Genomic DNA, 21,256 nt, shown 5'->3' with positions numbered 1-21,256 from the left:
TTATATGGGAATCTTTTTATTTTCCTCAAAATTTTGAAGAAAAAATGACAGATAAACATCAAGTAATACAATTCCTATGTTTACATTCATGATTTTCAAATTATGATGAAAATAATTCCGACTCACTTCTCATAAATGGAATTATGTAAGGTTTCAAAAGGTTATTAATAAACATGAAAAAAATTTTACTCGCGGCATTAATTGCAATGTCTGGTTCTACAGTTTTTGCAGCTGATGCTCCTGCTAATCCGCAGCCTGGTATCAACCCTGCTTTCGCTAAAGTTGAACAATATATTCAGGCGAAAAATTATACAGCAGCATATCAAGAACTTGATAAAATGGGGAAACAAGGCAATGCGCAAGCCCTATATAATCAAGGTTATTTAACCCAAATAGGTCAAGGTACCACGAAAGACAATAAAAAAGCTGTTCAACTGTACCAACTGGCTTCTGATAAGGGCTATCCTGTTGCAAGCTATGTACTTGCTCAGGCTTATTCTACTGGTGGTTTAGGCGTTGCTAAAGATGAAAAAAAAGCACGTCAATATCTGGAAAAAGCATCTAATGAAGGCTTTGAAGATGCAACTGTAGAACTCGCTGTACTCTATTTTTCTGAAGGAAATGACAAATCAGACAAACTTGGTTTGCAAAAGCTTGAACCCCTAGTCAAAAAAGGTAATTATCAGGCGATCCATGCCAAAGCACTTTATGACATCAGTGTCGGCTTTAAAACCAAGAAAGAAGAACCGATCAAACAAGGTTTAAACTCGATTCAGGATTTGGCTAAAAAAGGCTATATTCCAGCATTAATGGCAATGGCAAACATGCTGGTAAACGGTAACATTGTTCAGCAAAACCTGCCAGAAGCTCGTAAAATTTATGCAGCTCTAGCACAAGATAATGTACCAAATGCAAAAGAGTCTCTTGCCGCAGTCGATAAGCTGATTGCTGAACAAGCTAAAAATCCAGCTTCGAAAGCAACGCCTGCCAAGAAAAAGTAGTTCAAACAAATATTGTAAAAATTTAGCCTCAATACTGATTGGGGCTTTTTTTGTATCACCACCAATGCGCAATCAGCGCACTTACTACAAAAAAACCTAAAAAAGTACTCATCATAAGTGGTGTAAGCGTCTTTTCATTCAAATTATAAATATGCCCAAAAATTCCGAAAGCTGCAGGCATAGGTAATGCAGCAATAATGGTACCCGCATATAACATGTCAGTCGTTACGTTTGGTAGCATTGAAAGCCCCGTAAAGACCAACAATGGCATGATGATAATTTTCAGAAAAACCAGTACAAAACTTTGTACACTCACAGACTGAATGCTTAACCCGACTAAACCGCCTCCAATCACAAATAATGCAATTGGTGAAGCTGTTTTACCAAGCATTTCCAAAGCCTGATCAAACAGTTTAGGTAGACGGATACCAAAAGCAGCGCAAATAATTCCTAAAATTACAGATACAATTACAGGATTTTTCAATAATTTTAACAGCGTTTCCTGTATCAGTTTTCCGATATTCTGATGTGATTGTAAACCAGCCTCTGCAAAAGCCAGCATCAGAGTCACGATCAGCACATTTTCAACAATCAGAGTCAAAGAAATATAAATCGTAGATTGAGTTCCCATTAATAATGTCAAAATAGCAGCACCAATAAAGCCTGTATTTGACATAGAACCACCCATCGCCAGTACAGCAGAATGGGTTAGATTATTCTTAAAAAATTTCAAATATAATAATAACGTGAAAAAATATAACAGCAGTGAAACACCCGCATATACAAAGAAATATGAGGGATACCAGATCTCATGTAAATCTTTCGAAGCTAAAGCATGTAAGAGAAGTGCAGGTAAAGATATTTTAATTACAAATGCACTCAAAGCAGTTATCTGGTCTTTTGTTATTAAATTGAATCTGACACTGATATAGCCTAAAAATAGCAACATAAAAATAGGTAAAATTACCGTAAGTACCATTTCCGGATATCCTTATCATTTTAAAAATAAAAACAGAAATACATCCTAAGATGTATTCCTGTAAAAATTAAATACTTTTAAAGCATACTTTTTTATTAAAATTCGCTAAATAGGTCTTTTAAACCATGAGGCTGGCAACGTAAATATTGTGGTGCTATTGCAATTTTTTCATCAAGTTTTGCCGCTGCATGCCAAGGCCAACGTGGATCATATAAAATAGCTCTGGCAAGCGCGATTGCATCAGCTTCACCTTTTAACAAGATCTCTTCTGCTTGTTCTGCTTCAGTAATTAAACCTACGGCTATCACAGGAACATTCACATGAGGTTTGATTGCTGCGGCAAAAGGAACCTGATAATTCGGAGCAATTTTTATCGCCTGCTGTGCATGCAAACCACCACTTGAAACATGGATATAAACCGCACCAAGATCTTCAAGACGTTTTGACAGTTCAATACTTGATTCTACATTCCAGCCATTTTCCTGATCCATCCAGTCTGTTGCAGAGATTCGGACACCTATTGGATACTGATCTGGAACAGCTTCCTTCATGGCTGAAAATGTTTCTAGAAGCATACGCATACGATTTTCTAGTGAACCACCATATTCATCATTGCGATGATTAGACAATGGTGAAAGGAATTGATGCATGAGATAACCGTGCGCACCATGGATTTCAATGATATCGAAACCGGCATCTACAGCACGTTTTGCAGCAAGTGCAAAATCTTGCTGAATCTGTTTGATTTCATCAATACTCAGCGCATGTGGAGGTACATCCTCAGGATTAAACCCAATCTCACTGGCAGAAACCGTTTGCCAACCATGTCGCTCATCAGGTTTGATTTGCCCTTTTCCTAACCAAGGTTTGTCAGTTGATGCTTTTCGCCCGGCATGCGCAAGCTGAACGCCAAATGGCATTGGAGAAATAGACTTTACTTTGCCTAGAAGAGTCTTGATCTGATCACGTTGCACATCATTCCAAAGTCCGACATCAGCAAAGCTAATACGACCTTGAGCCTGTACAGCAGTAGCTTCAATGATGCATAAACCTGCTCCTGACAAAGCATAATTTGCCCATTGCTGTTCATGCCAATATGTAATTTCACCATCATCTGTTGCCGAATACTGACACATAGGTGCAATCACAATTTTATTATTCAATGTAAGAGAACCAAATTGAATCTGTTCAAATAGTTTTGCCATTTTATCTCCATCCTCTTACTTAAAATTGTTTAGCAATACTTAATCCCGCACTAAAGTTACGTCCTTCAGCAGGTTCGAAGTAACGACCGTTGCTTTCATTTACAATCACTGAACCAACATAATTTTTATCAAACAGATTATCTACACGAGCAAATGTATTAATTTTCCAGTCATTTCTTTGCCATAAATAACCAATATTGGCTGAAAAAATTGTATAAGTTGGTGCACTCTCTGAATTAGTATCATTGACATAAATCTTGTCAGAATAACGTGCATCAAAACCAGCATACATGCCTTGTTTTGGCTGCCAAGTTAAAGCTGCAAATGCCTGATTTTTTGCAACACCTGGAATGTAATTTCCTGCTGGAATACCTGCGACACTACCAAGCTCTGGTATAGCAGCATCAAATTTAGCATCTAAATAGCTATAACTTGCGCGTGCATATAAGTCACGCCATAGGTTTTTGTTCCACGTGAATTCGACACCCTTACGTTCCGTTTTATCTGCATTTCTAAAGGTTGCTCGGCCACCATCACTCCCGGCAGAAACAATATCGTCTTTAGTTTTGACATCAAATACAGCTAGTGTGAAATCACCGAGTATATTTGAAGATTTTAATCCAGCTTCATACGTATCACTGGTTGCAGGTTGAAGGTTAAATGCATTTGCTGCATTAACACCTTGTGGCGCATAAGACATTTCTGTAAATGTAGGTGTTTCAAATCCCTTGGCATAACTGACATAAGCCATCAATTCAGGAATAATCTGCCAGCTCAATGCAGCTGATGGTAAGACCTTGTCATAGTTGGTTTTACCGCTATTATCACCATTTTCTCCAATGATATAGTGATCTTCTGATTTAAAATGGACATTACTGTAACGAAGACCTGCATCTAAAGTCCATGCTGGTAAAAAATTCCAAGATGCCTGTAGATAAGGGTCCAAACTCCATAGGGTATTATCTTCATCCCGACGTAAATCACCTTTAACCCCCAGTGTATCACCCGAAAAATTGTTATATCCCTTACGATCGTCATTCATACCATCAACAGCTAAACCTGCACTAAATTTGGTATTTGGCAATAAGTTTTTGCCTGTCCAGCGAAAATCTGCACCATAATAAGTACGATCAAAATCAATAACTCCACCCGCCTGATATGGCGTTGTAGGTTTGGTTTGAGTGATTTTAGGAATTGACTGATATTGAGTAACTGAGCGCTGACCGATATATGCCATTCCATAAAGGCTATTTTTATCATCTAGCGGCTTATCCCAAGTTACACCTGATTGAGTTTGCTCGATTTCCTTTCTGGCATTATATAGAGACACATTACCTGCAACCTGTTTTGGATTGCTTTTCCAATCCTTGCGGGTTAAACCACCAGGATCATCTGCCTCAATTTTTACATAGTTAGTCACCCAGTTAATTTTTGAACCATCGTCCAGATTCCATGTCAATTTGGCATTATTCAAAACTTTATGAGCAGAGCTGTGATCACGATAACCATCTGTATCAAAATAAGAAGAACTTATGACATAAGCAGGTTCATATTGATTTTTTGAACCACCTTGTAAAATAAGCCCAATGTGATTCTTTTTATTCTCCCCACCTGCATAACTGAGTTCAATAGAATCCTTACCTTGCCCTTCTTTAGTCGATGTTAAAATCGTACCGCCCGATGAATTGCCATACAAAGATGAAAATGGACCTGTTAAAACTTCTAAATGATCCAGACTTCCCAAATCAATATTTGAAGTTTGCCCCTGACCGTCTGGCATAGTTGCAGGTATACCATCGACATAAATGCGAATCCCGCGCACACCAAACGTTGATCTGGCACCAAATCCACGCATTGAGATTTGTAAATCCTGTGCATAGTTTTCACGATTATTGATCTGTAAGCTTGGAATACCCTTAATCACCTCTGTCAAATTCACATCTAGAGAATTTTGCTGATTCGGCGCATCTACCCGATAAACAGATGCTGGTGTTTGCATATAAGAAGTATCTGTACGTGTTGCCTCAACGGTAATCGTTGGAAGCTGCTGAACAGGAGACTGGACTTCTGATTCAGCATATAAATTTTGGCATATACACGCTGTTAAGCAGAGTAATGAGGAATTAAAATGGAATTTTTTAAATCTTATAATACTCTGCATAGCGTTTCCTTTTATTAGAAAATAATTTTTGAGCCCAACCCGATCACCAAGGCATTATCAACTTTATTTGTCGCACCTGGATGAATAACATATTGAAGGAGTGGGCGAAGCATGAACCATTTCGCTGGATAATATGAATAATTCAATTCCATATTGTATTCAGCATTTTCATTCAAAAGTGGTTTAATATCACGATAACGGTTATTAACGTGAACTCTGTTGACAGCAAAACCAATAATATCATTTGGATGACTATCAAACAAACCAATATATTTCAGACCAAGTTGCTGTGAATTATCAACCTGAGTTGTTGTACGATCATGAAATGTGAAGTTACCAAAACTGTGTAAACCACGGCGCCCTGTACCTGTAGAAGTCAGTTGTTGCTCAAAAGTAATCCACCCGCCATAAGAGCGATCCTCTCCTACAGTACCTGCTTTATAAGCGACATCATATTGATTTTTCGGATCATCAGCTGTGTTATACAACACACCAAAACGATAGCTTCCAGGTAAGTTATTAAATGCTTTTTCAGGTGACCAAACGATCTCACTTAAAACATTCACGCCATCCGCATTTTTAGTCCCCAGATTCCAGCCTTTACCTTCAAGAGCATTGTCAGGATTATATTCAAACACACCAACCTGTCCAAAAAGCTCAGGGTTCAATTGATATTTCACACGTGCTCCCCATTGAGATACAGGTGTGTTGTACCAAAGCTTGCCTTGCCATTTCCCCATTTGTGCGGCGCAAAATGCATTCCCCTGAAAATCACATGCCATCACGTTAAATTCAGTTCCAAGCCCCATACGACCAACCCGAATACCTAGACCCGAATCAAAATGCTTATCAATATAGAATTCGCTCAAACGTGTACCTGTATTACCTCGACCATAATTGGCCTGAGAGTTGGCAAATTGTGGAGCTGCCGGGTCCTGAATACCACGAAGTGTTGTACTTTCACCTTGTCGTGCCGTTACGGCCATACGAAAGGTTGTACCACTCCACCCCACCAACTTCCCCATATCCAGAGTTGTACCAACCAAAGCCTGCATTGCAAATGTAGGTGAACCTTTTGGATCATATCCTCCATCTGCCAAATATGATCCATCTGTTGCAATATTGGCATCAAATTTAATTCCTTTATCTGCTAACTCTGTGCGTGTTCCATTCCAATCTCCAGTTAACGTCTGACCATTCAAATCAAACGCCTTTTCTGCGTGAACCTGAGACATAAGTGTTGCAACCGTAACGGCTAACATGGATAAAGCTGTTTTTTTCATAGAAAACTCAAAAGGCATAAATTCACTTTTATGCAAACAATCATCTATTAGATTAAAAATAAATTTTCACTCAAATAAAATATGTGAAAATTCATATTCCAATCCCCCTGCAAAGTCAGTATTTGCTTAGCTTTTTGCTATGGCTATACATCGAATTAACGAGAAAATTACATATTTTTTTTACTTTTCTCTATCTTCTAATTTTTATAAGTTTGAAAACTTAAAGTTATTAATAAACTATCTAATTGATAAACCTTTGTTTAGTAAAAATTGCATCCGATATTTTAAAATACATTTTTAATTTAAATAGCCATAATTCACTATCATGATGTTTTTATTGATACTTTAAAAGTGCTCTTCGGCTTATTCAGCTTAAAATAAAAAACTGGGCATCCTTACCCAGTTTTTTTATATTTAATGTTAGAAAACCAGCTTCGTTCCTAGCCCCAATACCAATCCATCATCAACTCGACTGGTTGCACCAGGATTAATCACGTATTGAATATTTGGACGAAAACTTAACCATTTTGTTGCATTATAAGTATAGTTAAGCTCTATATTATATTCTGCACTTTCATTGAGCACTGGCCGAACATCTCTATAACGATCATTCACACCGACGCGATTCATCCCCAAGCCCAATGTATCATTAGGTTGTGAATCAAACAAACCGATGTACTTTAGCCCAAGCTGCTGGGTATCTGTGATTTTATTGGTAATATCATCATGAAAGGTGAAGTTACCAAAACTATGTAAACCCCGTTTACCACCATTTACACTGGTTAATTGCTGTTCAAATGAAAACCAGATCGCATAAGTATGATCTTCACCCTGTCCTGTTTTGACATCGAATTGATTTTTAGGGCTATCTGCTGTGTTATACATCCCGCCGATACGATAGCTTCCTGGTAAATTATTCAATCCATGTTTAGGTTGCCACACGGCTTCCACTGGTATTGTAATACCATCATCACCTTTAAAATTCAGAGTCCAACCTTGCCCCTCTCTTGCATTTTTAGGGTTATATTGATAAACACCTATTTGTGTAAATACTTCTGGTGTGATGTGATATTTTACCCTCGCCCCCCATTGTGATACGGGAATGTTATACCAAATTCCACCTGCCCATTTACCATTTTGAGCTGAACAAAAGGCTGTACTCTGGAAATCACATGCCATCAGATTGAAGTCAGTTCCAAGTCCCAAACGGCCTGCTTTGATGCTTAAGGCCTTGTCCATAAAGTTTTTTTCAATGGAGAGCTCACTTAAGCGGCTTTTGGTATTACCACGACCATAGTTCGCCTGAACATTGGCAAACTGTGGTGCTGCTGGATCCTGTAAATCACGGATAGATGTACTTTGTCCCTGACGCGCAGTTATGATGGCTCGTACAACTGTATCATTCCACCCTGCAAGTTTTTCCATATCGAATGTAGAACCTAGCCATAATTGACTGGCATATGTTGGTTCATCACCAGAATTACGCCCACCATCAGCTAGGTAAGCTGTATCAAGAGAAATATTGGCATCAAATTTTATACCTTTCTTCTCGAGCTCTGCCCTTTTCCCATTCCAGTCACCAAACAAGTATTGTCCATCTGGATCAAAAGCACTTTCTGAATAAGCCTGGTTAGATATCCCTAATGTAATGCATGCTAATACTGGATAAACGATTCTTTTATTCATAATTAAGCCTAAATGAAAAATGTGTTTCCCTTCAAAATGCTTTCCTGCTTTACCCAAATACGAGATAAATCAACAACTCAATCCTGTCTATCGCAATTGGAAGGTATGAGATAAATCTGACAATTTTTCATCATACCTTCAGCAAGAAAACTCCTTTTCACCGTCTCATTATTTTGTCAGTCAATAAAATAAATCATGTTTGAATCATTCAAATGGATTTTATTTTCATTGCCAGACTGCCTTCCTTGGTGCAGCTTTTCCTGTCAAATTGTTCATTGACTCAAGTGACTGTTTATGTTTTTAACATGATGATAAATTAAGCAACAAAACATAATATACCAAATAATGAATAATCATTCATTATTTTAATTTTAAGATTTTACTTTACTTTTCATGTGTTTTAACCCTTGAGATTCAATTTAATTTCCATTAAAACTTTATAGTGTCAACTTTCTTGCATAAAATAATGAATCGAATGATTTAAAATACTTCTGAGATTTTTATGCCTGAATTACCCGAAGTTGAAACGACTAAAAACAGTTTATTACCTCTCATTCATCAAAAGGTGATTTCCGTTAAAGTCAGGGAATCCAGGTTACGCTGGGATATACCCCAAAACATCACTCAATTACAAGGGCAAAAATTACTCAATTTATCACGTCGTTCAAAATATATTTTGGCTGAGTTTGAACAAAATACCATGCTCTGGCATTTAGGAATGTCTGGTAGTTTTAGGTTATGTGACAAAAATACTGAACTCAGAAAACATGATCATCTCGTTATTCAATTCGAAGATACTGAACTTCGTTATCATGATCCACGTCGCTTCGGATGCATACTATGGCTAGATGAAAATAGTCAGTCAAAACTCATTGATACCCTAGGTCCTGAACCTTTGAGTGATGCATTTAACGCAAATTATCTTGCCGAAAAACTAAAAAACAAGCATGTCGGCATAAAAGTTGCAGTAATGGATAATCATATTGTGGTTGGTGTTGGCAACATCTATGCAACTGAAAGCTTGTTTAATTTAGGCATTCATCCCGCCCAGCCTGCTTCGTCATTAAGTTTTGAGCAAATTGAAAAACTGGTTGTAGAAATTAAACGAATTTTGAAATTTGCAATTGAACTTGGTGGGTCTTCATTGCGTGACTATAGCAATGCGATGGGAGAAAATGGCTACTTTCAACAAACCTTACTCGCCTATGGTCGTGCAGGAGAAATGTGCATAAATTGCGAAACAACTCTCGAAAATATCAAACTCGGTCAAAGAGCAAGCGTGTTTTGTCCACAATGCCAACCGCTAAGAAAAGTAAATGCTGCAGATACAGCAACAAAGATACAGCGAGGTAAGCACAAATGAAAACTGCTATTGTTCGACACATTTTAGTTAAAGATAAGACTTTGGCAGAGCAACTCAAGCAGAAAATTCTTTCTGGTGCTGATTTTAATAAAATAGCGAAACAGTTCTCTACCTGTAATTCAGCAAAACGTGGTGGAGAATTAGGTGAAGTGAAAAAAGGACAACTTGTTCCTGTCATTGATAAATTAGTTTTTTCTGGCGCAGAACGTGTTCTCCATGGCCCTGTGAAAAGCCAGTTCGGATTTCATCTATTGGAAATCAAATTCAGGATGGATTTCTAACTGGGTCTATTCTGGATTTTGCAGTTCTCTCATGGCATAAACCCATGCTTCCATACGCTCCCCTGACTCTGTCCAACCCTCAACTTTTACTCTTTGATACTGAAAGCCTTCAAAATCATCGAGCATTTGCCAGTGATCAGCTAATTTGTCAGTACTGAAAAAATATCCCTCTACTTTAGGGTCTTGTTCATTTAATATGATCGCTGGTAATCCCAAATCTGGTCCCCAACTCAGGACATGCACAGTCCCATGCACATAGCCTTTTGTAAAACTACCACCTATTTTTTCCAGAATATGTGCATTTTCACGATTTGGACAAAGCGTTCCATAAATAAACAACTGATTCATAAACTCATTTCTCAACTAGATAAATAGACCAGAACATTCTTTTGTAGTTTTTATTGGATAACAAGTGCAAATGCTCTCATCATCCATCACATTTTTTAATAAATTAATTAGAAAAGTCAGGATACTTTCACCTTTTGAACAAATTGCGCATATTGCTGAATATATGGTGTAAATTTAACATCATAGGTTGTGAAATAAAAAATTTCACGACCATTTTCAGCAATTATGTTTGGAGATTTTCCGTTACATGTGGCGCCTCCGGACTGTAAAGCTGCATTCAAAATTCGTGCATTTGATTTTGATGTAACCGTATCAGGAAATTCGAAAACCAATAAGGTAAATTCTGGGTAAGTATTCGGATGATCAGGCATCGATTCTGTACTGGAAATGGAATACCGTCTCATTCCCTCACCATCAAGCTGGATTATTTTATTGGAGTCACAATCCTTTAATACCCACTGATGAAGATCCGAACCAGTTTCAAGTATAAAGTTTTCAGCCTTTAATGTTGTATCAAGCTCATCCAATAATCTTTGGTTATCTGGCATATCCTGCGTCAGCATTTTTAAGTACTGTGTTTTTTCATTTGGCATCTGATCTGGGGACAGATAACTTTCCTGATATTTATTTGGTACAGCTTTTTGCTGTAATTGATCAGATGGTTGTTGGTGTTCATTGGAACAAGACTGTAAACATAAACCCAACATCCATATCCATCTCTTTTTCATGATGGTATCCGTATTACCCATTTAGTTCGGTTGATTTTTATATTGTAAATTATTTTCTAGTGTTAAAAAAACGGCACTAAAAGAGTGCCGTTCAAATCCCTAGCTTGATTATGCCTGAGGACGACGTTTCAACTCATCACGAATTTCACGTAATAATTCAATATCTTCAGGAGTTGCAGCTGGTGCAGCTTCTTCTGGTTTACGAAGACGGTTAATAACTTTAACCATAAGGAAAACGACCCAGGCCAAAATCAGGAAGTTGAGGAAAATCGTAATAAAATTACCATAAGTTAAGACATTAATGCCCGCCTTGGTTAACTCATCAAGTGATTGAAGGTTATTCGGGTTATCGCCCAAAACAAAAAACTTTTGAGTGAAATCAACACCACCACCAGTAATAACAGTAATTAATGGCATAATGATATCTTTCACCAAAGAGTCGATAATTTTACCGAAAGCTCCACCGATGATGACACCGATTGCCATGTCCATCATGTTACCTTTTACAGCAAATTCTTTAAATTCTTGCACTATGCTCATGCGTTACTCCAAGCCTGACTAACTTCTCTATTTTTTGTGTGACGAACTATACATTATTTTTTGTATATTCATTTCCGCCTAATGTACTCTGTTTTAAGAAAATTCCAATATATTTTTGTTACATTCATAAAAAAACCGCAATACATTTAGAATTGCGGTTTTCCTAGAAAGCTTATAGATTCAATTTATTAAATTGAATTAGATACCACGTGAAGCACGTTTACGTTCGTTTTCGGTCAAATATTTCTTACGAAGACGGATTGATTTTGGAGTAACTTCAACCAATTCATCATCTTCAATAAATTCAAGTGCTTGTTCAAGCGTAAATTTAATTGCTGGTGTAAGAATAATCGCATCATCTGTACCAGATGCACGAACGTTAGTTAACTGTTTAGCCTTGGTTGGGTTCACGACCATATCATCAGAACGTGAGTTAATACCAACAAGCATACCTTCATATACTTCAAGCTGTGGTTCAGCAAATAAACGACCGCGTTCTTGTAGGCTGAACAATGCATAACCCAGACAAACGCCTTGAACCATAGAAATCAATACGCCATTTTGACGTTTCGCAACAGTACCTTGCTTAGCAGGACCATAATGCGAGAAGCTTGAAGTCATGATCCCTGTACCAGAAGTCAATGTCAAGAATTCTGAACGGAAACCAATTAAGCCACGCGAAGGAACGGTTGCCTCAATACGGATACGACCTTTGCCATCTACTTCCATATTTGTCAGTTCACCTTTACGGTTACCCATTTGCTCCATGATCGCACCCTGATGTTGCTCTTCAACATCGAAAGTTACGTTTTCATATGGCTCCTGCTTAACACCATCGATTTCTTTCATGATCACTTGCGGACGGGAAACTCCCATCTCGAAGCCTTCACGACGCATGTTTTCAATCAGTACTGAAAGGTGAAGTTCACCACGACCAGATACCTTGAAACGGTCTGGGCTATCTGTATCTTCAACACGTAGTGCTACGTTATGAATCAATTCACGATCAAGACGTTCACGAATATTACGTGATGTTACAAACTTACCTTCTTTACCAGCAAATGGTGAGTTATTAACCTGGAAAGTCATTGAAACAGTAGGTTCATCAACTGACAATGCTGGTAAGGCTTCAACATTTTTCGGATCACAAATCGTATCGGAAATGTTTAACGCATCAATACCAGTGATACATACGATGTCACCTGCAGAAGCTTCTTCAATATCAACACGTTCCAGACCATGGTAACCCATGATTTTCAAAATACGGCCATTACGGGTATTGCCTTCTTTATCAATCACTGTAACAGGAGTATTGGTTTTTACAGAACCGCGTTGAATACGTCCAACACCGATTACACCTACGAAACTATTGTAATCAAGTGATGAAATTTGCATTTGGAATGGACCATCAACATCAACTGCTGGTGGCTCTACAATATCTACAATTGTCTCGAACAATGGTGTCATGTCTTCAGCAAGTTCATCAGGAGCTGGACCCGCGACACCACGTAAACCAGATGCATAAACGATCGGGAAATCCAACTGTTCATCAGTTGCACCCAGGTTATCAAACAAATCAAATACTTGATCAATAACCCAATCTGGACGAGCACTTGGTTTATCAACTTTGTTAATAATTACAATTGGTTTCAAACCACGAGCAAAAGCTTTTTGGGTTACGAAACGAGTTTGCGGCATTGGACCTTCTTGTGAATCGACAAGAAGAAGAACACAGTCAACCATCGACATTACACGTTCAACTTCTCCACCGAAGTCAGCATGTCCCGGTGTGTCCACGATATTGATACGGTAAGTTGTATCAGTACGCTTGTCTAACCAGGTAATCGCGGTGTTTTTCGCGAGAATAGTAATACCACGTTCACTTTCGAGCGCATTCGAGTCCATGACACGTTCGATTTCGCCCGCGCGATCACCGAGTGCACCTGATTGTTGTAAAAGTTTATCGACTAGAGTTGTTTTACCGTGGTCAACGTGCGCAATAATTGCGATGTTGCGGAGATTCTTAATATCTGACATGAATTTCGATACGCCTAAAATTTGAGGGCAAATTATACAAAAAAATGATGCCTTTGAGTAGTGACACTTTATTGACAGTTACAAGTTTTTTTGATTAATCGCATGTTTTTCGTTTTGTAAAGTAGTGTAACTCGATTAGAATAGCTCTACCTTGTCGCTATCCTATCCTCAATGTCCGATACAAATACCTCTCCTGATCAATCAAAATCTATCGATCTTGTATATGGTTTGAACGATAAACCAAAACCTTTCATTGCATTTTTTGCTGCACTGCAACACTTGCTTGCCATCATTGTTCCGATCGTCACTCCTGGCTTGCTTATCTGCTTGGCTTTAGGTGTTTCTAAACAAGATACCAACATGATTTTATCTATGTCCCTGGTAATTTCTGGTGTCGCAACTTTTTTACAATGTAAAAAAGTAGGTCCTTTTGGTGCAGGTTTACTTATAGTTCAAGGAACAAGTTTTAACTTTATTGGTCCCCTGATTGGTATCGGCAGTGCAATGGTTGCATCAGGTACTCCTGTTAATCAGGTTATGGCTGCCATTTTTGGTGTTGTAATTGCCGGCTCATTTATTGAGATGGGAGTATCCCGAATTTTACCATGGGTTGAAAAACTCATTACACCTCTGGTTACAGGTATTGTTGTATTACTCATTGGTCTCACCTTGATTAAGGAAGGCCTGATTAGTATGGGTGGTGGCTATGAAGCCATGAAAGATCAAAGCTTTGCCAGTGCTGACAACCTCATTATGTCTTGTAGTGTACTGGCAATTATTATCCTTTTAAACCGTATTCGGATTGTTTGGGTAAAAAGTTCTGCAATTCTGATTGCTTTGGTCATCGGTTATATTCTTGCTGGTTTCATGGGACATTTAAACTTTGATGGTTTAAATGATGCTCCACTTGTTCAGGTGCCTAGCCCTATGCATTTTGGAATCAGTTTCTCTTGGAGTTTGTTTATTCCAATGGCTTTCATTTATCTTGTGACTTCTCTAGAAGCAATTGGTGACGTAACAGCAACGTCTAAAATTTCCAATCAACCTGTAAATGGTCCTGTCTGGATGGAGCGCATCAAAGGTGGTGTCTTGGTCAATGGAGCAAACTCATTCTTGGCAGGGATTTTCAATACTTTCCCAAGTTCTGTATTTGCACAAAATAATGGTGTGATTCAACTCACTGGTGTTGCAAGTCGTTATGTCGGTATTTGGATTGCAATCATGTTGATCATTCTGGGGCTATTCCCTGCAGTTGCTGGAGTCATTCAGGCTGTCCCACAGGCTGTTCTGGGTGGTGCTGTCATGGTGATGTTCGGTGCTGTAGCTGCATCAGGAATCAATATTCTGTCCGGAATCCAGCTTGATCGTCGTGCACTATTAATTATTGCGATCTCACTGGCACTTGGTCTAGGTGTTGCTCAGGTTCCACAAATTTTGGAGCATCTACCTGAATTGCCTCGTAATATTTTTAGTTCAGGCGTTGCAACTGGTGGTATAGCTGCATTAATTTTAAATCTAATTCTCCCAGAAACTAAAAAATAATTATAATTGCTCCATATTCATGCCCAGTTTTACAACTGGGCTTCTTTTATCTTAAAGAGTTATGCCCATGGATCCTAGAAGTGAAGTTGTCATCAGACAAAAAGACTATCTCAAAGGCCAAGTCCTCCTGATCAATGCACCAGCTGATCAATTGGTGCATCACCTGGATGGTCTGGTTAATGCAAGTGTCTGGACATGGAATTTTTCTGATCATCAGGCACATCTCAACATTAATATTCAAAGCCATTTCTCGATAGAATTCCCTCAGGCCAAATTTGACCAGGTTATTATTTTTACTCCTAAATCTAAAGAGTTACTCAATTATATCTTACATAATGTTGTAAGCCATTTTGAAGCTGGACAATCCATCTTTCTTGTCGGAGAGAAAAAGGGCGGGATTGAGCGTGCGGCAAAACAGCTACAGGCTTTTGGTAAAACCGTTAAACTCGATAGTGCAAGACATTGCCAATTCTGGCAACTTCGCCTTGAACGTACAGAACAATTAAAACCACTTGAATCATGGTTAAAAAGCTATGAAGTTCAAGTAAATAACCAGATATTAAAAGTCTGTGCACTACCTGGAGTATTCAGTCAAGATCATTTAGATATCGGAACTTCTGTCTTACTCCCTTACCTTGCACATGTAAAATCAGGTAAACTTGCCGACTTTGGCTGTGGTGCAGGAATCATCGGATGTTATTTGGCAAAATTAAATCCAAGTAATATCATTCATGCACTAGATGTAGATGCATTTGCATTGGCATCAACAAAAATGACTTTTAAAGCGAATGGTATTTCAGATCAACAGCTTGTTATACAAGCAGTTTCTGGCTTTAATGATGCAACAAATGAACTTGATGCAATTATTAGTAATCCCCCATTTCACCAAGGTATTCATACCAATTACGATGCAAGTGAAGCTTTATGTGAACATGCTAAAGCCCATTTAAAATCTGGTGGAGAGTTGTGGATTGTTGCCAACCGTTTTTTAAACTATCCGGTTTTAATCGAACAGCGCTTTGGTCATTGTAAAATTAAAACTGATGAACAAGGCTTTAAGGTGATGTATGCCTGTGCTGAATAAAAATATTGTTAAGGAATCGCAATGAGCGAAACTAATCATCCGAAACTCAAGCGTAAGCTTGGGGCTCGACATCTTAATATGATTGCCATTGGCGGTTCTATTGGTACAGGTTTATTCCTTGCGTCAGGTTCAACCATCGCAAATGCTGGTCCCGGTGGAGCTCTGCTTGCTTATGCTCTTATTGGTGTCATGATTTATTTCTTGATGACAAGTCTTGGTGAACTTGCTACCCACAATCCAACTTCTGGAGCATTTTTTACCTACGGAAATAAATATGTAGAGGAAGGCTTCGGTTTCGCTTTAGGTTGGAATTATTGGTATAACTGGGCTATTACTGTTGCTTTTGAACTTGTTGCAGTTCAACTCATCATGAAATTCTGGTTTCCTGATGTACCAGGTTTTTGGTGGAGTGCAGTATTTCTAGTGATCATTTTTACAATTAATGCCTTAACTGTAAAAGGCTTTGGTGAAAGTGAATTCTGGTTCTCCATGGTTAAAGTCATTGCTATTATTGCTTTCATTATTATCGGCATGGCAACCATCTTTAAGATCATGATGACACCAGGTGTTGCGACTTTTGGTAACTGGACATATAAAGATGCACCTTTTGTTGGAGGTTTTCAGGCACTTATTGGCGTGGCCATGATTGCAGGATTCTCATTTCAGGGAACCGAGATGGTTGGTGTTGCTGCTGGTGAATCCAAAGATCCTAAAAAGACTATCCCACTAGCGATTAAACAGATCTTCTGGCGTATTCTTTTATTCTATATCGTTTGTATTTTCATTATCGGTACTCTTGTACCATATGACGATCCAAATCTGCTTCGTGCTGCTGCGGGTGATGGAGATATTGCTCTGTCACCATTTACTTTACTTTATGAAAAAGTTGGTTTTGCTTTTGCAGCAAGTCTGATGAATGCGGTCATTTTAACAGCGATTCTTTCTGCTGGTAACTCAGGTATGTATTCATCCACCCGTATGCTGTTTGGTATGGCAATACAAGGTCATGCACCTAAATGGTTCGCAAAACTGGATGGTCGTGGCGTTCCAATGAATGCACTTTATGCAACTACAGCGATCGCCGCTTTGTGCTTTTTAACAACCTTTATTGGTGAAAAAGAAGTATTCAACTGGCTACTCAATATGTCAGGGATGTGTGGATTTATCGTATGGTTAGGTATAGCTATTTCACATTATCGCTTCCGCAAAGGCTATATTGCTCAAGGATACAAAGTGGAAGATTTAGCATATAAAGCAAAATTTTTCCCATTTGCACCATGGTTTGCTTTTATTCTCTGTTCAATCATCATTCTTGGTCAGAATTATCAAGCTGTTTTAGGCGGAAAAATCGACTGGTTAGGATTGCTATCAACCTATATCAGTATTCCACTATTCCTTGTAATCTGGCTTGGATATAAGTGGAAACATAAAACAAAACTCATTTCCTACACTGAAATGGACGTAAAACCGGTTAATGTAGATAAAGAATAAAGTAAAACCCAAGCAACCTTCGGGTTGCTTTTACCCTCTGAGTACTCACCCCATATTAAAACCATTAACAAAACATTCAGGTCATAAAACATACAATAATCTTCAATGACTTATACAGATCATTTAGGAGAATATTATGCTGAATGCAGGAAAATATTTCGTTTAAAATCAGCAAATATTAACTCACGGATACTACTCAATATAAATATCCAAATGCAAAAGCAACCTAATATCAGCTAGTTTTTTATACCAAAGATATTCATCAGGTCATGACGACTTAATTGACGTTGTACACACATTAAAACAAGTTTTATGCATCAAAGATTAATATATCTCATAATATTTACTTTAGTTTAAAAAGCGTCTCAATTGAGACGCTTTTTAAATTTTAAAAATTATTCACCTTGGCTCACAATAATCGTACGGCTACCAGTGATGGTCGCAAAAACTCGACGGTTCAAGGCACGGCCTTCTTTGGTTTTGTTATCTGCAATTGGTTGATCCCATGCAAAACCTTGTGTTGTCAAACGAGATGCATCAATGTTGTATTGATTCACTAGTGCTGATTTAACAGAATTTGCCCGAGCCAGTGATAAACGCTCATTCAACTTACGTGGACCTGTATTATCCGTGTGCCCTGAAATTTGAGCAGTTGCATTGGTAAACTCATTTAATTTCTCAGCTACTTTCGCAATTTCTGGCTGATATTGAGGTTTGATATTGGATTTATTGGTATCAAAAAATACTCGAAGTTCCAAATTCAATGGCTCTTCCAGTGTCTCCGTTTTTTTCTTTTTAGGTTGTTGCACAATAGGCTCTTTTTCAATAATTGGCTTAGCAGGTTTTAAATGCCCACCCAATACAACATTTAATCCAGTCAGTGCCGTATAATTCCAAAAATCCTCATCAATATTATAAGTCGCTCTTGCTTCTGCACGTAAGGAAATAACGTCATTTAAGCGCCAAAATGTTCCTAAACCTAAATTACCCAAAGTTCCCTCTTCGGTGTTACCGCGCTCGCCACGATCAGCTCCGTCGGAAAACTTATATTTATAATGACCAGCACCTAATAGTACATAAGGTTTTAAAGCACTATCATAGTTTTTAGTAATCAGATCTGAAGTGACTAAAAAGTTACCGTTAATTTGCTGTTGTTTATATTCACCAGCAAAAGTTGAACCATTAACTGCTGAAGAGTATTCCAGATCGTCTTTAGCATGAGTATATTCTGCTTCAAAATTCAGCCATGGATTTAACTCCACGCCCAAAGCAGCTCCCAAAAATAAACTATCTTTAAGTTCACCCTGAGAAGACTCTATTAAATTATTATGACTGTTATTATGTTCAGTATCTTGATGCGTATAACCTACTAATAATGGTGTTATTGTCACCCCGGCATTTACTGCTACGAATGGTGCTGCAACAAGTATTGCTAGCGAGATTCGAGTTAATTTCANGGAAATCCTCCAAAAATTTCAATATTTTTAATTAAAAATTAATTAATTTATCTTTTATTTCATAAACTAAGTTTTAACAAAAAACCTAATTATCATTTATCACCNAATTTTCAGAATCAAATCCACTCGCCTATTTTTGGCACGTCCTGACTCTGTTTCATTGGTTTCAATCGGATGATTTGCCCCCTCCCCCTTAGTTACAATTTGATTTGAATTAACATGATATAGATCTATTAGTTCACGCCTTACTGCATTGACTCGTGCAAATGAAACACGTTTATTAACTGCATCAGTTCCAGTATTATCTGTATACCCAGTCAAAATAATAAAAACTCTTGGATCTTCTGCTAGAACTTTGGCTGCCAACTGCAAATAGACTTTATGACTTTCATTAACATCGCTTGAATTTGTATCAAAATAAACAGACGTTCCCCGTCTCAAATCACCAATTATTTTTTGAGACTCAATTTGACTTACACTTGCTGTACGGTTAATTGAATCGTTCGAACAACCGCCAAATATTACTGCCCCTAAATAAATAAAAAATAAAATACTTTTATTCATATCCCCACACTTTAAAAATCAAAAAATAATTAGAAATTTTCTGTGAAACTTATTTATTCTTATATAGAAAAAAAGCGACTCATCAGAGTCGCTTTTTTAATCACAAACTCAAATTATTGAGCTTGTTGTTGTGCTTCAACGGTACGGCTACCAGTGATAGTAGCAAATACACGACGGTTCATAGCACGACCTTCTTTAGTTTTGTTGTCAGCAATAGGTTGATCCCATGCGAAACCTTGAGTAGTCAAGCGAGAAGCATCGATGTTGTATTCATTAACAAGTGCAGATTTAACAGAGTTAGCACGAGCTAAAGATAAACGTTCGTTTAACTTACGTGGACCAGTGTTATCTGTGTGACCATCAATACGAGCAGTCGCATTAGGGTACTCATTTAACTTCTCAGCAACTTTAGCAATTTCTGGTTTGTATTGTGGTTTGATATTTGATTTATTTGTATCAAAGAACACACGAAGTTCCATGTTAAGATCTTCAGTCAATTGCTGTGGAGCAGGTTGAACTGGAGCTGGCTCAACTGGAGCAACTTCAACAACTGGAGCAGCTGGCTTCAAGTGACCACCAAGAACTACGTTAAGACCCGCAAGAGCAGTATAGTTCCAGAAATCTTCATCGATGTTATATGTAGCACGAGCTTCAGTACGTAGAGACAATACATCGTTCAAGCGCCAGAAAGCACCTAAACCAGCATTACCTAAAGTACCTTCTTCAGTATTACCACGATCACCACGGTTATTTAAACCAGAGAATTTATATTTGTAATGACCAGCACCTAATAATACATAAGGTTTGAATTTGCTGTCATAATCTTTAGTGATTAAATCAGAAGTAACGATGAAGTTACCATTGATTTGTTCTTGTTTATATTCACCACCTTGGATAGGACTGCCATTAACACCTGTCCAAGCTTTCTCAACATCACCTTTAACTTGGTTATATTCAGCTTCGAATTGTAACCATGGAGTAAGTTCAACACCAAGCGCAGCACCAACGAACAAGTCATCTTTCATTTGACCTTGTTCTGGTTGAAGAAGGTTACCACGACCGTTGTTGTGTTCAGAATCTTGGAATGTGTAACCTATTAATAAAGGAGTTACAGTTACACCAGCATTAGCAGCAGCTAATGGCGCAGCAACAAGCATAGCAAGTGCGATACGACTCAATTTCATGGATATCCTCCAGAGATAACAATTGTTGTTCAAGCTCAGCCTAAAATTTCTGGCTCCCTGAGATAGTTTTTTTATACCCCAGTATTATTTTTTAAGCTATTCACTTTGAATCATACAAACACTTGAAATGTTTTCCAAGTGGTTGATAACTTTAATCAAGTGTATTATTGACAAAATTACTTACAATTTCCGTTGTAATTCGGTAAATTTACACTCAATTTTTAAGAGCGAATAGCTTATCTTAACTCACGCGTATTTTAACAGCAAACGCTTTGTTAGGTAATGTTTTTTTACCTTCCAATGTTTTTTTTAAATCAAGTTA

The 21,256-nt window shown here is 37.9% G+C and carries 18 protein-coding genes; 6 read left to right on the top strand and 12 right to left on the bottom strand.

The annotated features are described in order from the left end of the window. Positions 1 to 173: 173 nt before the first annotated feature. Entirely contained in the window at positions 174 to 1,001 is an 828-nt protein-coding gene (locus tag KPC_RS07310) for a tetratricopeptide repeat protein (RefSeq protein WP_121973747.1), read from the top strand. Between the two features lie 55 nt (positions 1,002 to 1,056). Here the strand turns inward: KPC_RS07310 and KPC_RS07305 are convergent, their stop codons facing one another. The 5 genes from KPC_RS07305 to KPC_RS07285 all read right to left on the bottom strand — a co-directional run bounded on the left by KPC_RS07305 (position 1,057) and on the right by KPC_RS07285 (position 8,315). Further along, positions 1,057 to 1,980 (bottom strand): AEC family transporter, encoded by a 924-nt coding sequence (locus tag KPC_RS07305; protein WP_121973746.1) that lies wholly within the window; start codon positions 1,978 to 1,980, stop codon positions 1,057 to 1,059. Positions 1,981 to 2,075: 95 nt separating this feature from the next. Beyond that, the gene (locus KPC_RS07300; protein WP_121973745.1) at positions 2,076 to 3,185 is read right to left on the bottom strand and encodes an NADH:flavin oxidoreductase/NADH oxidase; all 1,110 of its coding nucleotides are present in this window, start codon (positions 3,183 to 3,185) and stop codon (positions 2,076 to 2,078) included. 19 nt (positions 3,186 to 3,204) lie between these two features. Further along, complete coding sequence (locus tag KPC_RS07295; protein ID WP_121973744.1) at positions 3,205 to 5,346, bottom strand: TonB-dependent receptor; 2,142 nt, start codon at positions 5,344 to 5,346, stop codon at positions 3,205 to 3,207. A gap of 14 nt (positions 5,347 to 5,360) precedes the next feature. Then, positions 5,361 to 6,629 (bottom strand): carbohydrate porin, encoded by a 1,269-nt coding sequence (locus tag KPC_RS07290; protein ID WP_121973743.1) that lies wholly within the window; start codon positions 6,627 to 6,629, stop codon positions 5,361 to 5,363. A gap of 420 nt (positions 6,630 to 7,049) precedes the next feature. Further along, entirely contained in the window at positions 7,050 to 8,315 is a 1,266-nt protein-coding gene (locus KPC_RS07285) for a carbohydrate porin (RefSeq protein WP_121973748.1), read from the bottom strand. Positions 8,316 to 8,817: 502 nt separating this feature from the next. Here KPC_RS07285 and mutM point away from each other — a divergent pair. Together mutM and KPC_RS07275 are read left to right on the top strand one after the other, a co-directional pair. Further along, on the top strand, positions 8,818 to 9,678 hold the full coding sequence (gene mutM / locus KPC_RS07280; protein ID WP_121973742.1) for a bifunctional DNA-formamidopyrimidine glycosylase/DNA-(apurinic or apyrimidinic site) lyase: 861 nt from the start codon (positions 8,818 to 8,820) through the stop codon (positions 9,676 to 9,678). After that, entirely contained in the window at positions 9,675 to 9,959 is a 285-nt protein-coding gene (locus KPC_RS07275; protein ID WP_121973741.1) for a peptidylprolyl isomerase, read from the top strand. The genes mutM and KPC_RS07275 overlap by 4 nt, the downstream gene beginning before the upstream one ends. A gap of 6 nt (positions 9,960 to 9,965) precedes the next feature. On the opposite strand, the gene KPC_RS07270 is transcribed toward KPC_RS07275, so the two are convergent. The 4 genes from KPC_RS07270 to typA all read right to left on the bottom strand — a co-directional run bounded on the left by KPC_RS07270 (position 9,966) and on the right by typA (position 13,612). Further along, positions 9,966 to 10,307 (bottom strand): gamma-glutamylcyclotransferase family protein, encoded by a 342-nt coding sequence (locus tag KPC_RS07270; protein WP_121973740.1) that lies wholly within the window; start codon positions 10,305 to 10,307, stop codon positions 9,966 to 9,968. A 116-nt stretch (positions 10,308 to 10,423) separates the two neighbouring features. Further along, positions 10,424 to 11,035 (bottom strand): hypothetical protein, encoded by a 612-nt coding sequence (locus KPC_RS07265; protein WP_146196630.1) that lies wholly within the window; start codon positions 11,033 to 11,035, stop codon positions 10,424 to 10,426. Positions 11,036 to 11,143: 108 nt separating this feature from the next. Next, positions 11,144 to 11,575 (bottom strand): large conductance mechanosensitive channel protein MscL, encoded by a 432-nt coding sequence (gene mscL, locus KPC_RS07260; protein WP_121973738.1) that lies wholly within the window; start codon positions 11,573 to 11,575, stop codon positions 11,144 to 11,146. 198 nt (positions 11,576 to 11,773) lie between these two features. Then, the gene (gene typA / locus KPC_RS07255; RefSeq protein ID WP_121973737.1) at positions 11,774 to 13,612 is read right to left on the bottom strand and encodes a translational GTPase TypA; all 1,839 of its coding nucleotides are present in this window, start codon (positions 13,610 to 13,612) and stop codon (positions 11,774 to 11,776) included. A gap of 171 nt (positions 13,613 to 13,783) precedes the next feature. Here typA and KPC_RS07250 point away from each other — a divergent pair, with 171 nt between their 5' ends. The 3 genes from KPC_RS07250 (at position 13,784) to KPC_RS07240 (ending at position 17,729) form a co-directional block, all read left to right on the top strand. Beyond that, entirely contained in the window at positions 13,784 to 15,154 is a 1,371-nt protein-coding gene (locus KPC_RS07250; protein WP_121973736.1) for a uracil-xanthine permease family protein, read from the top strand. A gap of 67 nt (positions 15,155 to 15,221) precedes the next feature. Continuing rightward, entirely contained in the window at positions 15,222 to 16,238 is a 1,017-nt protein-coding gene (locus tag KPC_RS07245) for a class I SAM-dependent methyltransferase (RefSeq protein ID WP_121973735.1), read from the top strand. Between the two features lie 21 nt (positions 16,239 to 16,259). After that, entirely contained in the window at positions 16,260 to 17,729 is a 1,470-nt protein-coding gene (locus KPC_RS07240; RefSeq protein ID WP_121973734.1) for an amino acid permease, read from the top strand. A gap of 395 nt (positions 17,730 to 18,124) precedes the next feature. Here KPC_RS07240 and omp38 (KPC_RS07235) read toward each other — a convergent pair whose 3' ends face one another. The 3 genes from omp38 (KPC_RS07235) to omp38 (KPC_RS07225) all read right to left on the bottom strand — a co-directional run bounded on the left by omp38 (KPC_RS07235) (position 18,125) and on the right by omp38 (KPC_RS07225) (position 20,934). Next, positions 18,125 to 19,186, bottom strand: coding sequence for an outer membrane protein Omp38 (omp38, locus tag KPC_RS07235; protein WP_213065885.1), 1,062 nt, complete (start codon positions 19,184 to 19,186; stop codon positions 18,125 to 18,127). Between the two features lie 99 nt (positions 19,187 to 19,285). After that, positions 19,286 to 19,750, bottom strand: coding sequence for an OmpA family protein (locus KPC_RS07230; protein ID WP_121973733.1), 465 nt, complete (start codon positions 19,748 to 19,750; stop codon positions 19,286 to 19,288). A gap of 113 nt (positions 19,751 to 19,863) precedes the next feature. Continuing rightward, a complete protein-coding gene (gene omp38 / locus KPC_RS07225; protein WP_121973732.1) occupies positions 19,864 to 20,934 on the bottom strand; it encodes an outer membrane protein Omp38 in 1,071 nt (356 codons plus the stop codon). Positions 20,935 to 21,256: the final 322 nt, after the last annotated feature.

Origin of the sequence: Acinetobacter stercoris, assembly GCF_900323515.1 — a bacterium.
In the GTDB taxonomy this organism is placed as follows: Bacteria; Pseudomonadota; Gammaproteobacteria; order Pseudomonadales; family Moraxellaceae; genus Acinetobacter; species Acinetobacter stercoris.
Note: the sequence above shows the minus strand (reverse complement) of the source record. Positions and strands in the feature narration are given on the sequence as shown.